The organism is Rhodanobacter sp. UC4437_H4 (genome assembly GCF_052978425.1).
On sequence record NZ_CM129673.1, the window covers coordinates 3,707,105 to 3,719,008 of the forward strand.

The 11,904-nt window shown below is 67.4% G+C and carries 11 protein-coding genes and 1 pseudogene; 5 read left to right on the forward strand and 7 right to left on the reverse strand.

Going from position 1 to position 11,904, the window contains the following annotated elements; genetic code table 11:
• Positions 1–40: 40 nt before the first annotated feature.
• Both ACVCL3_RS16795 and ACVCL3_RS16800 read right to left on the reverse strand, forming a co-directional pair.
• Positions 41–805: an enoyl-CoA hydratase/isomerase family protein gene (locus tag ACVCL3_RS16795; protein WP_447098484.1), complete on the reverse strand. Its 765-nt coding sequence runs from the start codon at positions 803–805 to the stop codon at positions 41–43.
• A gap of 16 nt (positions 806–821) precedes the next feature.
• Positions 822–2,276 carry a DUF4139 domain-containing protein gene (locus ACVCL3_RS16800; protein ID WP_447100033.1) on the reverse strand — a complete coding sequence of 485 codons (1,455 nt, stop codon included), beginning with the start codon at positions 2,274–2,276 and terminating at the stop codon, positions 822–824.
• A gap of 148 nt (positions 2,277–2,424) precedes the next feature.
• Here ACVCL3_RS16800 and ACVCL3_RS16805 point away from each other — a divergent pair, with 148 nt between their 5' ends.
• Complete coding sequence (locus tag ACVCL3_RS16805) at positions 2,425–2,985, forward strand: GNAT family N-acetyltransferase (protein ID WP_447100034.1); 561 nt, start codon at positions 2,425–2,427, stop codon at positions 2,983–2,985.
• On the opposite strand, the pseudogene ACVCL3_RS16810 reads toward ACVCL3_RS16805, so the two are convergent.
• The 3 genes and pseudogenes from ACVCL3_RS16810 to uvrA all read right to left on the reverse strand — a co-directional run.
• Positions 2,976–3,533, reverse strand: a pseudogene (locus ACVCL3_RS16810) (helix-turn-helix domain-containing protein); the annotation flags it as partial. The gene ACVCL3_RS16805 and the pseudogene ACVCL3_RS16810 sit on opposite strands and share 10 nt — an antisense overlap.
• 7 nt (positions 3,534–3,540) lie before the next feature.
• Complete coding sequence (locus tag ACVCL3_RS16815) at positions 3,541–3,987, reverse strand: acyl-CoA thioesterase (protein WP_447098486.1); 447 nt, start codon at positions 3,985–3,987, stop codon at positions 3,541–3,543.
• On the reverse strand, positions 3,984–6,917 hold the full coding sequence (gene uvrA / locus ACVCL3_RS16820; RefSeq protein ID WP_447100035.1) for an excinuclease ABC subunit UvrA: 2,934 nt from the start codon (positions 6,915–6,917) through the stop codon (positions 3,984–3,986). Before uvrA ends, ACVCL3_RS16815 begins: the two co-directional genes overlap by 4 nt.
• 151 nt (positions 6,918–7,068) lie before the next feature.
• On the opposite strand from uvrA, the gene ACVCL3_RS16825 reads away from it, so the two are divergent.
• From ACVCL3_RS16825 to cgtA, 4 genes are all read left to right on the forward strand, one after another.
• Positions 7,069–7,563 carry a DUF2059 domain-containing protein gene (locus ACVCL3_RS16825; RefSeq protein ID WP_395119540.1) on the forward strand — a complete coding sequence of 165 codons (495 nt, stop codon included), beginning with the start codon at positions 7,069–7,071 and terminating at the stop codon, positions 7,561–7,563.
• A gap of 131 nt (positions 7,564–7,694) precedes the next feature.
• The gene (rplU, locus tag ACVCL3_RS16830; RefSeq protein ID WP_395119539.1) at positions 7,695–8,009 is read left to right on the forward strand and encodes a 50S ribosomal protein L21; all 315 of its coding nucleotides are present in this window, start codon (positions 7,695–7,697) and stop codon (positions 8,007–8,009) included.
• A 19-nt stretch (positions 8,010–8,028) separates the two neighbouring features.
• Positions 8,029–8,286, forward strand: coding sequence for a 50S ribosomal protein L27 (rpmA, locus tag ACVCL3_RS16835; protein ID WP_395119538.1), 258 nt, complete (start codon positions 8,029–8,031; stop codon positions 8,284–8,286).
• A gap of 172 nt (positions 8,287–8,458) precedes the next feature.
• A complete protein-coding gene (cgtA, locus tag ACVCL3_RS16840; protein WP_447100036.1) occupies positions 8,459–9,538 on the forward strand; it encodes an Obg family GTPase CgtA in 1,080 nt (359 codons plus the stop codon).
• Positions 9,539–9,553: 15 nt separating this feature from the next.
• Here the strand turns inward: cgtA and ACVCL3_RS16845 are convergent, their stop codons facing one another.
• On the reverse strand, positions 9,554–11,161 hold the full coding sequence (locus ACVCL3_RS16845) for a carboxyl transferase domain-containing protein (protein WP_447100037.1): 1,608 nt from the start codon (positions 11,159–11,161) through the stop codon (positions 9,554–9,556).
• 178 nt (positions 11,162–11,339) lie between these two features.
• On the reverse strand, positions 11,340–11,765 hold the full coding sequence (locus ACVCL3_RS16850; RefSeq protein WP_395119535.1) for a hypothetical protein: 426 nt from the start codon (positions 11,763–11,765) through the stop codon (positions 11,340–11,342).
• Positions 11,766–11,904 lie beyond the last annotated feature (139 nt).

Consider the following 11,904-nt stretch of genomic DNA (forward strand, 5'->3'; position numbering starts at 1 on the left):
TGGAAGCGGATGCTCGACCTCACTCCTCACTCCTCTTTACTCACTTCTCGCTCTTGCTCTTCAGCCGCGCCACCAGCGCCTGCAAGGTGGCCTGCGTCTCCGGGTGGAAGAACGCTTCGACGAAGTCGTCCAGCGGCAACGCGTCCAGGTCGGCGTAGGCGTTGGCGAGATCGGCGCGGGCCAGGCGGCGGGTGGTGAGCATGGCGTGCTTCGGCAGCGCCAGCAGTTCGTCCAGCCAGCGCAGCGCGCGGGTGGTGACCTGTTCGACGGCGGTGGTTTCGTCGACGAAGCCGCAAGCCAGCGCGTCGGCCGATTCGATCATGGCGCCGGCCACCAGCAGTCGCTCGGCGCGGTAGGTGCCGACCACGCGACGCAGCGCCAGCTGGATCGCCTCGGGCACGATCAGGCCGACCTGCACCTCGTTGAGGCCGATCCGGTACGGGCCGTCGGCCATCACCCGGTAGTCGCAGAACAGCGCCAGCACCGCGCCGCCGGCCGGGCTGTGACCGGTGATCGCCGCGACCAGCGGGATCGGCGCGCGCGCCAGCGCGCCGCACAGGGCGAAAAATTCCCGCCAGTATTCGCGAACCCCGGCGCGGTCGCGCTGCAGCAGGGCGGGCACGTCGACGCCGGCGGAGAACAGGCCGGGCGCACCGGACAGCACGATGCCGGGCACGTCGTCGCGCACGCTGTCGTCGATCGCCTTGCGCAGCGCCTGCAGCAGTTCCAGGTTCAGCGCGTTGACCGGCGGGCGGGCGAGCTGGATTTCACGGATGGCATGGTCGTGCGTGATGAGATTGAGCATGATCGACTCCGTTCGGTTACTGCGGCTGTTGGTCGGCGGTCCAGCTGTAGCGCACGGCATAGCTCAGCGTGGCCTTGCCGTTGGCGGGCACTTCTACCCGGAACTCGAGCGTGTCGGCGCCCTGCTGCGTGGGCTTGCTGCTGGAGGAGACCAGCTTCCACTCGCGCCAGCGCGAGGGATGCTCGCGCACCGTCACGGTACGCGCGCTGTCGCCGGCATTGCTGAGCTCGATGCGGAAGGCCTCGTCGAGGGTGCGGCCGTCCTTGTCGACGTGGAAGCTGGTGCGCGTGCGTTCGGCACGCAGGTCGAACGGCGTGCCCAGGGTGATCGTGGCGTCGCTGCCCTTGGGCGTGTCGTTGATGCGGCCTTCACCGATGAACTGCGGCACGCCGTGGCGGTCGTGTTGGAGCACGCGCAGGTAACCGGCAGGCAGGCTGTCGAAGGCCTTCAGTTGCAGGGTGCTGACCATGGCGCCGACGCCTTGCTGGAAGTCGCGCTGGATGACAGGCTGCTGCGGCTCGAAGGCATTGCCGTTCTCCAGCAAGGTGGTGCGCTCGCAATCCATCGTGCGCGTGGCATACAGCGGCACCTGGCTGACGCTGCCGTCGGGCAGGCTCACCTTGTCGGGCAGGGTGAAGCTGCGGTAATCGCCCAGGCTGTCCTGCTGCGGCATCGCCTCGGCCTTGGCGCTGTAGCCGCGCGCCATCGCCATCATCGGGCGCGGGCCGGAATCCCTGGCCATGTTCGGCTCGCCGGCGATCAGGGTGAGCTGGGCGTCTTGCCAGTCGCGCCCGCTGCGGTTGGCGATGCTGGCGCGCGATTCGAACTGCATGCGACAGGCATTGCCCGGCTGCAGCGTCGCCACATACGCAGCGCGCCAACCCAGGCCGGCGGTGGGATAGCTGAGCACGGCGCGAGCCCGGCCGGCGCGCGCGACGTCCACGCGCAGGCTGAGGCTGGAGCCAAGCGGGAAGCTGCCGCCGTTGCTGCGCACCGCCGCGTAATCGCGCACCAGCGTGGTGCCGCTGACGCCGCTGACGCCGCGGACCAGCAGGCCGTTGCCGGCACGCAGCAACGTGCCGTTGGCCAGCGATTCGCCGTTGCTGCCCAGCACGTTGACCTCCTGTCCGACCAGACCGGACAACGCGCCGTCGTTGCCTTGCGCCAGCAACAGCCGCTGCGAGATCACCGTGGCATCGTTGTCGGGAAAGGCCAGCGCCAGCGCCTCGGCGTCCAGCGCATTCGGCAAGTTGCCGATGGTCACGTCGTGGGTGCCCGCGGCCAGGGTCAGCGCGCGCTGTTCGCGCACTACCGCGTAGCCCGCGTCGACGTCGCCGCCCTGGCTGGCATACAGGGAGGGGTTGTCGCTGCGGTACAAGCTCAGTGCCGTGCTGTCGGCCGTCTGCGCGTTGGCAGTGCCGGCCAGGGCGGTGAAACAGGCGAAGGCGAGGAGGTGGCGGGCTGTCGTCATGGTGCATTCCATGGTGGGGACCGAACGGCCATCATAACGATCACGCGTGCAGCGCGCGTCGGCGGGGTGCGCGTGCGATCAGAACCGTTCAAGAACCGGCGGTCCGGATTCCCTATCGTGTCGGGAGCTTTCCCGCGAGTGACCGAGCATGCCCGCCTCCCCGACCGTCACCATCGCGCCCGCCCGCCTGCCGGAGGACATCGGGAGCGTGCGCCAACTGTTCACGGAATATGTCGACAGCCTCGGCGTCGATCTTTCCTTTCAGAATGTGGCCACGGAACTGGCGCAACTGCCCGGCAAGTACGCGCCACCAGAAGGCGTGATCCTGCTCGCGCGCGACAGTGCGGGAGCTACGCCGGGTTGCGTGGCCTTGCGGCCATGGCCGCAGCCTGGCGTGTGCGAGATCAAGCGCCTCTACGTGCGCCCGGCGGCGCGCGGGCAGGCGCTGGGGCGGCAACTGGCCGAAGCGGCAATCGCGTGGGCCGCGCGAGCCGGCTATGCGTGCATGCTGCTGGATACGCTGGCGTCGATGGCGGCGGCGCGGCAGCTTTATGTCGCGCTGGGTTTTCATCCGGTGGCGCCGTATTACGACAACCCGCTGCCCGGAACCTTGTACATGGCCCTGGACATCGATCCGCAAGTGGCCCAGGCCGCCCGGAATGCGGCGGGAGTCATGCCGAATGTCCGCGCGAATTCGCGGTTGAGATGAGCCTGGTCGCAGAAGCCTGCGTCGAGCGCCGCGTCGATGATCGGCACCTGGTTCCGCAAGAGGGCCTTGGCCTTGTGCAAGGCCAGCAGGACGTGAAAGTTGTGCAGGCTGGTGCCGGTCTCGCGGTGGAACGTGCGCGACAGGTGGCCGGCGGAAATCGCGCACGTGCGCGCGATCATCTCCACGTCGGTGTGCAGCGAAGGTCGTTCGGCCAGCAAGGCCGCGACCCGCGCGACGAGCGCTTCGCGGCCCTCGTCGCTGTTCGCGGCGGGCTGCTCGAAGCGCGAGACAAAGGCCCAGCCACCGCCATCCACCGGTTCGAAGCGGTGGATCACACCCGCCGGCACCACGACGGTATCGCCGGCGACCACGTCTCTGCAGGTATCGGGGAAGCGCAGTCGTGCCCGTCCCGCCAACATCCGCACGACTTCGTCGCCGGCATGAAAATGCAGCCGGAAGCGCCAGGCATGGCGCGCGCCGGCGATCGTTTCGATCCGATGGGCGCCGGTTGCGCTGACCGTGAAGAAGGTGCGGGCGGCGGCATGCACGGGCCGTTTACTCCACCGCGCGGCGGATCGCCTCTGGCAGCGGCACCGGCTTGCCGGTGGCCGGGTCCATCCAGACCATCACCACGTTGCCGTCGCAGTAAAGGGTGTCGGCCCGTTCGGCGTCGATCACCCGGTGCGCGATCGTCATCGAGCTGTTGCCCATGCGCTCGCAGAACAGCTGCACCTGCAACTGCGCGGGCCACGCGATCGGGCGGCGGTAGTTGACCTGGCTGGCGGCCATCACCGGCATGGCGTGCTCGTCGAACCACGGGCCCGGCACATGGCTGAGCCATTGCAGACGCGCCTCTTCCAGGTAGGTGAGGTAGTTGGAATTGTTGACGTGATTGAACGCGTCGAGATCGCGCCAGCGCACGCCGATGGCGGCGACGAACAGCGGCTTGCCCGCGCCGGTGTCCGTGTCGGCTGGCGACGGGTTGGGGGTGCGAGTACTCATGTGGGCTTCTTCTTTCGTCCGCGCATCGGCTTGTACTTGTCGGCCGAGGCAATGTGTTTGGTGGCGGCCTTGACCCGCGTGGTGGTACCCGGCTTTTTCGGCTTGACCGGTTTCAGGTGCGGTGCGAGGAAGTGGCCGGTGTGCGACCCGGTTGTGGCCGCCACGGTCTCCGGCGTGCCGGCGACCAGGATGCGACCGCCGCCGGCGCCGCCTTCGGGGCCGAGGTCGACCACCCAGTCGGCGGTCTTGATCACATCCAGGTTGTGCTCGATCACCACCACGGTGTTGCCCTGGTCGACCAGCTGGTGCAGCACGTCGAGCAGCTGCTCGATGTCGTGGAAGTGCAATCCGGTGGTGGGCTCGTCGAGGATGTACAGGGTGTTGCCGGTGTCGCGCTTGCTCAACTCCTTGGACAGCTTCACACGCTGCGCCTCGCCGCCGGACAGCGTGGTCGCGCTCTGGCCGAGCTTGATGTAGTCGAGGCCGACCGCACGCAGGGTGTCGAGCTTGCGCGCGATGGTCGGCACGTTCTCGAACAGCTTCAACGCGTCCTCCACCGTCATGTCGAGCACGTCGGCGATGGTGTGGCCCTTGTACAGGATCTCCAGCGTCTCGCGGTTGTAGCGCTTGCCGTGGCAGACGTCGCAAGGCACGTAGACGTCGGGCAGGAAGTGCATCTCCACCTTGATCATGCCGTCGCCTTCGCACGCCTCGCAGCGGCCGCCGCGCACGTTGAAGCTGAAGCGGCCCGGCGTGTAGCCGCGCGAGCGCGCCTCCGGTACCTGCGAAAACATGTCGCGCAGCGGGGTGAACAGGCCGGTGTAGGTGGCGGGGTTGGAGCGTGGCGTGCGGCCGATCGGCGACTGGTCGATGTCGACCACCTTGTCGAACAGTTCCAGTCCGGTGACCGACTTGAACGGCGCCGGCTGAGCGCTGGCGCCGTTGAGCTCGATCGCGGCGAGGCGGAACAGGGTGTCGTTGACCAGGGTCGACTTGCCCGAACCCGACACGCCGGTGACGCAGGTGAACAGGCCGGCCGGGATCGCCAAGTCGACCTGCTTGAGGTTGTTGCCGCTGGCGCCGTTCAGATGCAGCCACGCGTCGTCGACAGGCTGGCGGCGTTCCTTCGGTACCTCGATCGCGCGCACGCCGGAGAGGAACTGGCCGGTCACCGAGCGCGGCGAGTCGAGCATGTCCTGCACCGTGCCCTGCGCCACGATCTCGCCGCCGTGCACGCCGGCGCCGGGGCCGATGTCGAGCACGTGGTCGGCCATGCGGATGGCGTCCTCGTCGTGCTCGACCACGATCACCGTGTTGCCGAGGTCGCGCAGGCGCGTGAGCGTGCCGAGCAGGCGCTCGTTGTCGCGCTGGTGCAGGCCGATCGACGGTTCGTCCAGCACGTACATCACGCCGACCAGGCCGGCGCCGATCTGCGAGGCGAGGCGGATGCGTTGCGCCTCGCCGCCGGAGAGCGAATCGGCCTGGCGATCGAGCGTGAGGTAGTTCAGGCCCACGTCGTTGAGGAAGGTGAGCCGCTCGCGGATCTCCTTGACGATCTTCACCGCGATCTCGCCGCGCCAGCCGCTGAGCTTCAACTCCTGGAAGAACGCCAGCGCATCATCGATCGAGCGCGCGGTGAGCGAGGGCAGCGCGTGGTCGGCGACGAACACGTTGCGCGCCGAGCGGTTCAGCCGCTGGCCTTCGCAGGCGGGGCAGGGCTGGTCGCTGATGTACTTGGCCAGCTCCTCGCGCACGGCGGCGGATTCGGTTTCCTTGTAGCGTCGTTCCAGGTTCGGCACGATGCCCTCGAACGCGTGCTCGCGGGTGACCTTGCCGCCGCGCTCGGTGATGTAGCGGAAGGCAATCTGTTCCTTGCCGCTGCCGTAGAGAATGGCCTTCTGGACGTCCGCGGGAAGCTTCTGCCACGGCGCGTCGACGTCGAAGCCGTAGTGCGCGGCCAGCGACATGAGCAGCTGGAAATAGTGTGCGTTGCGCCGGTCCCAGCCGCGCACCGCGCCGTTGGCCAGCGACAGCTCCGGGTGGCCGACCACGCGCGCGGCGTCGAACACCTGGGTCACGCCCAGGCCGTCGCAGGCCGGGCAGGCGCCGATGGGCGAGTTGAACGAGAACAGCCGCGGCTCCAGTTCCGGCAGCGAGTAGTCGCAGACCGGGCAGGAATAGCGCGAGGACAGCAGCTGCTCGGGGGCGTCGGTTGCATCCATGTTGGCCAGGATTACCAGCCCGTCCCCGAGCCGCAGCGCGGTCTCGAACGATTCGGCCAGGCGCTGCTTGATGTCCTCGCGCGGGCGGAAGCGATCCACCACCACCTCGATGGTGTGCTTGATGCGCAGCCCCAGCGGCGGTACCGCATCGAGGTCGTACACCGCGCCGTCGACGCGGGCGCGCACGAAACCCTGTGCGCGCAGCTGCTCGAACACCTGCACATGCTCGCCCTTGCGCTCGCGCACCACCGGCGCCAGCAGCATGTAGCGCTGCCCGGGGTCGAGCGCGAGCGTGGCGTCGACCATCTGGCTTACCGTCTGCGCCTCCAGCGGGATGCCGTGGTCGGGGCAGCGCGGCGTGCCCACGCGGGCGTACAGCAGGCGCAGGTAGTCGTACACCTCGGTGATCGTGCCCACGGTGGAGCGCGGGTTGTGCGAGGTGGATTTCTGCTCGATCGAGATCGCCGGCGACAGGCCTTCGATGTGGTCGACGTCGGGCTTTTCCATCATCGACAGGAACTGTCGTGCGTACGCGGAGAGCGACTCCACGTAGCGGCGCTGGCCTTCGGCATAGATGGTGTCGAACGCCAGCGAGGATTTGCCCGAGCCGGACAGGCCGGTAATCACGATCAACTGGTCGCGCGGCAGGTCGAGGTCGATGTTCTTGAGGTTGTGCGTGCGTGCGCCGCGGATGCGAATGGTGTCCATGGACGCCGTATATGGGGGGGACTCATTACTATACCAAGTAGTTTGGATAGTTCACTCGACAGGAGCCGCGCCGTGCTTTCCCCCGACGCGGCGGCTGTGGCTAAATGGCGGTTTCACTCGACCGGGAACCGGCATGCACCGATGGGCGGGAATGGCGGCTGCGGCCGTGTTGGCATGGGGCGCGAGCGGCGTGGCGATGGCGGCGCAACCCAGCGCCAGGCAGGTACGCCAGCTGTTCGAGGTGATGCACCTGAGCCAGATGTTCAGCCAGATGAACACGCAGATGGCCGGCGTGATGGGCCAGGCCGTGCCCTGCGTGCCGGCGTCCTACTGGCAGGGCTTCATCGACGCGGCCGGCACCGAGCAGCTGCTGGACAGGATGGTTCCGGTCTACCAGCAGCACTTCACCGCCGCCGATGTGGCCGGCCTGCTGAAGTTCTACAAGTCCGCGCTGGGCCAGAAGGTGATCACCCAGATGCCGCAGACGATGGCCGAGGGCATGAAGGTCGGCCAGCAATGGGGGCACGAGCGCGGCGAACAGATGATCCGGGAGTTGCAGCAGAAGGGTACGCTGGACGCCACCGGCCGCTGCCCGGCCAGCCCCGCCGCCAGCGGCACCGCGCCGTCGCCGGCCGTGGCCCACTGAGCGCCGGGCGGGCGTTTCGAGGGTCTGCTCACTATTTGACCAGGCCGTGTTGCCATCGCTATAATCCGCGGTTCGCCAGACCCGCAGGGCCTTGGCGATACCCAAGAGAATAACGACAGAAGGGCATTCCCATGAGTTATGCAGTCATCAAGACCGGTGGCAAGCAGTACCGTGTGCAGCAGGGTGACGTGCTGCGCGTGGAGCTGTTGACTGCCGATGAAGGCGCCAGCGTGAGCTTCGACCAGGTGTTGCTGGTCGGCACCGGCGAGTCGGTCACCATCGGTGCGCCGGTCGTCGAGGGCGCCACCGTCAGCGCCACCGTGCGCAAGCACGGCCGTGCCGACAAGATCCGCATCATCAAGTTCCGCCGCCGCAAGCACTACAAGCGTCAGCAGGGCCATCGGCAGCATTTCACCGAAATCGAGATCACGGGCATCAACGCCTGAGCACCTGGAGCATTGAGTCATGGCACATAAAAAAGGCGTAGGTTCCAGCCGCAACGGTCGCGATTCGAACCCGAAATACCTCGGCGTCAAGGTCTACGGTGGCCAGGCCATCGAAGCCGGCAACATCATCGTGCGCCAGCGCGGCACCCAGTTCCATCCGGGCAATGGCGTCGGCCTGGGTCGCGACCATACGCTGTTCGCGCTGGTCGACGGCAAGGTCCAGTTCGCTGTCCGCGGCGACAAGAACCGCCGTTTCGTCGACGTCGTGCAGGCGTAAGCTCTTCGCGACGCGGCAACGAAGGCCCCGCTTCGGCGGGGTTTTTGTTTTTGGAGCAGGGAATAGGGAATAGGGAATGGCAAGAGCGAGGTTTCTGCAACTCCCGTACCCTACCCAGAGCGCCAGCTTTTCCTATTCCCGATTCCCCATTCCCTATTCCCGGCCCTCAACAATGAAATTCGTCGACGAAGCGCAAATCAAGGTCCTGGCCGGTGACGGTGGCAATGGCTGCATCAGTTTCCGGCGGGAGAAGTTCATTCCGTTCGGCGGCCCCGACGGCGGCGACGGCGGCTCGGGCGGGTCGGTGTGGCTGGTGGCCGACGAGGGCCTGAACACGCTGGTCGATTTCCGCCACCAGCGCAGCTTCAAGGCGCATCGCGGCGAGAACGGCATGGGCAGCCAGATGTACGGCAAGGGCGGCGAGGACACTACGATCCGCGTGCCGGTGGGCACCATGGTCACCAACGTCGACACCGACGAGGTGATCGGCGACCTGACCGCCCACGGCCAGCGCATGCTGGTGGCGCAAGGCGGCAAGGGCGGGCTGGGCAACATCCATTTCAAGAGTTCGGTGAACCGCGCCCCGCGCAAGGCCACGCCAGGGACGCCGGGCGAGGTGCGCGAGCTGAAACTCGAACTGCGCCTGCTGGCCGACGTGGGCCTGCTGGGGTTCCCCAATGCGGGCAAATCCACCTTCATCCGCGCGGTGTCGGCAGCGACCCCGCGGGTGGCAGACTATCCGTTCACCACCTTGCACCCGAATCTTGGCGTGGTCAGCCTGGGCACCGACCAGAGCTTCGTGATCGCCGACATCCCCGGCCTGATCGAGGGCGCATCAGAGGGGGCGGGGCTGGGCATCCAGTTCCTGCGCCACGTGGCGCGCACCAGCCTGCTGCTGCACATCGTCGACATCGCGCCGATCGACGGCACCGACGTGGCCGATCAGGTCCGCGCGATCGAGCAGGAGCTGCAGAAGTTCAATCCGGAGTTGCTCGAGCGCCCGCGCTGGCTGGTGCTCAACAAGGCCGACGTGCTGCCGGAGGGCGAACGCCAGGCCGTGGCGCAAGGCATCGTCGACAAACTGGGCTGGACCCAACCGTGGTTCCTGGTCTCGGCGATCGCGCGTGAAAACACCATGGCAGTGTGCCAGCAGGTGCAGCGCTTCTTCGAGTCGCAACGCGAAGCCGAAGCCGAACGCACCGAGATGCTTGCCGACGACGTGCGCCTGCGCGGCGAAAAAGCCGGCGATTGAGGGCGGTCCGCCTGGCTACATGCGGAACACGCCATAGCGCTGCGGCTCGATCGGTGCATTCATCGAGGCGGAGATCGCCAGTCCCAGCACCCGCCGGGTATCGGCCGGGTCGATGATGCCGTCGTCCCACAGCCGCGCGCTGGCGTAATACGGGTGGCCTTGGCGTTCGTACTGCTCGCGCAACGGTGCCTTGAACGCTTCCTCCTCCTCGGCCGACCACTCGCCGCCCTTGGCCTCGATGCCGTCGCGCTTGACCGTGGCCAGCACGCTCGCGGCCTGCTCGCCGCCCATCACCGAGATGCGCGCGTTCGGCCACATCCACAGGAAGCGGGCGCCATAGGCCCGACCGCACATCGCATAGTTGCCGGCGCCGAAGCTGCCGCCGATCACCACGGTGAATTTCGGCACGTGCGAGCAGGCGACCGCGGTGACCATCTTGGCGCCGTCCTTGGCGATGCCGGCTTGCTCGTATTTCTTGCCGACCATGAAGCCGGTGATGTTCTGCAAAAACACCAGCGGCACGTTGCGCTGGTTGCACAGCTCGATGAAGTGCGCGCCCTTCAGCGCGCTCTCGGCGAACAGGATGCCGTTGTTGGCGACGATGCCCACCGGGTAGCCGTGGATGTGCGCGAAGCCGCACACCAGGGTCTTGCCGTAGCGCGCCTTGAACTCGTGGAACTCCGAGCCGTCGACGATGCGCGCGATCACCTCGCGGATGTCGAACGGGCGGCGGGTGTCCTGCGGGATCACGCCGTACAGTTCCTCGGCCGGATACTTCGGCTCGACCGGTGTGCGCAGCGCCAGCGGCATGTCCTTCTTCCGGTTGAGGTGGGCCACGATGTCGCGTGCAATCGACAGCGCGTGCGCGTCGTTCTCGGCAAAGTGGTCGGCCACGCCGGAAATGGACGTATGGACGTCCGCGCCACCCAGCGTCTCGGCGTCCACCACCTCGCCGGTGGCCGCCTTCACCAGCGGCGGGCCGCCGAGGAAGATGGTGCCCTGCTCGCGCACGATGATCGTCTCGTCGCTCATTGCCGGCACGTAGGCGCCGCCGGCGGTGCATGAGCCCATCACCACCGCGATCTGCGGGATGTTGAGCGAGGACATCCGCGCCTGGTTGTAGAAGATCCGCCCGAAGTGCTCCTTGTCCGGGAACACCTCGTCCTGCAGCGGCAGGAACGCACCGCCGGAGTCGACCAGGTAGATGCAGGGCAGGCGGTTTTCCAGAGCCACTTCCTGCGCGCGCAGGTGCTTCTTCACCGTCATCGGGAAATAGGTGCCGCCCTTGACGGTGGCGTCATTGGCGACCACCACCACCTCGGCGCCGTGCACGCGGCCGATGCCGGTGACGATGCCTGCGCCGGGCGCGGCGTCGTCGTACATGCCGTGTGCGGCCAGCGGCGACAGTTCGAGGAAGGGCGAACCGGGATCAAGCAGGGCGCGGATGCGCTCGCGCGGCAGCAGCTTGCCGCGGGCGACGTGCCTCTCGCGTGCCTTCGCGCCGCCGCCCTCGGCGTTGCGCGCCAGTTCGCGGTGCAGGTCGTCGACCATGGCGCGCAACTGGGTCGTGCTGCCCTGGAACTCGGGTGAGCGGGGGTCGATCTGGGTCGCGAAAACATTCATGGAGGGATTCACGGGAAGCGGGAAACGGCGGGTTGCCAAACTCTGGATCATAACCGGCGGTGGCGTGCCACCCAAAACGGAAGGTGGCCGGCGCAAGGCAAGGCGGCTGGATATCAAGGGCAAAAAAAACGGCCGCACGAGGCGACCGTTTTTTCTGTTGCCGAGAGCCAGCTGGGGATCAGTGACCCTTCGCGGCGTCCTTGGCTTTCTCGGCTGCGTCCTTCGCGTTGCTGGCAGCGCTCTTGGCGGCGTCGGCAGCGTTGCTGGCCGCGTCGGCCGCATTGCTGGCGGCATCCTTAGCCATGGACATCGCGTCATGCGAGGTGCCGGCAGCGGCCGGAGCCATCGCGGAAGCGGCGCTGGCGGCGCCGGCAGCCTGGGTGGCCGCCTCGCCCGCAGCGGAAGCGGCGGTGGCGGCCTGGCCGGCAGCCTGTTCGGTGGCCGTGTTCGGGGCCTCCGAAGCAGCCTGCTGCGCCTGGTCTGCCGCCTGCTGCGCCGTGTCCGCCGACTTCTGGGCGTCCTGCGCGGAATCCTGCGCGCCGTTGCTGCATGCCGCCAACAGCGCGACGAGCGCGGCGGCGAGTAGGGTACGCGTAAACTTCATGGGTGATCTCCTTTGCCGTGGAATGCCGTTTGGCCGTGTATTAATAGCGCTTTCGCCGGCATTGCGCCACATCTTTCATGGTGCTGCGGGCCTTGCCGGCAAAACGATTTACGCAAGCGTCAGGTGAAGGCGGCGGGAT

Coding starts and splice junctions, on each gene's coding strand:
- ACVCL3_RS16795 (WP_447098484.1), bottom strand. CDS start 805: ATGCTCAATCTCATCACGCACGACCATGCCATCCGTGAAATCCAGCTC.
- ACVCL3_RS16800 (WP_447100033.1), bottom strand. CDS start 2,276: ATGACGACAGCCCGCCACCTCCTCGCCTTCGCCTGTTTCACCGCCCTG.
- ACVCL3_RS16805 (WP_447100034.1), top strand. CDS start 2,425: ATGCCCGCCTCCCCGACCGTCACCATCGCGCCCGCCCGCCTGCCGGAG.
- ACVCL3_RS16815 (WP_447098486.1), bottom strand. CDS start 3,987: ATGAGTACTCGCACCCCCAACCCGTCGCCAGCCGACACGGACACCGGC.
- uvrA (WP_447100035.1), bottom strand. CDS start 6,917: ATGGACACCATTCGCATCCGCGGCGCACGCACGCACAACCTCAAGAAC.
- ACVCL3_RS16825 (WP_395119540.1), top strand. CDS start 7,069: ATGGCGGCTGCGGCCGTGTTGGCATGGGGCGCGAGCGGCGTGGCGATG.
- rplU (WP_395119539.1), top strand. CDS start 7,695: ATGAGTTATGCAGTCATCAAGACCGGTGGCAAGCAGTACCGTGTGCAG.
- rpmA (WP_395119538.1), top strand. CDS start 8,029: ATGGCACATAAAAAAGGCGTAGGTTCCAGCCGCAACGGTCGCGATTCG.
- cgtA (WP_447100036.1), top strand. CDS start 8,459: ATGAAATTCGTCGACGAAGCGCAAATCAAGGTCCTGGCCGGTGACGGT.
- ACVCL3_RS16845 (WP_447100037.1), bottom strand. CDS start 11,161: ATGAATGTTTTCGCGACCCAGATCGACCCCCGCTCACCCGAGTTCCAG.
- ACVCL3_RS16850 (WP_395119535.1), bottom strand. CDS start 11,765: ATGAAGTTTACGCGTACCCTACTCGCCGCCGCGCTCGTCGCGCTGTTG.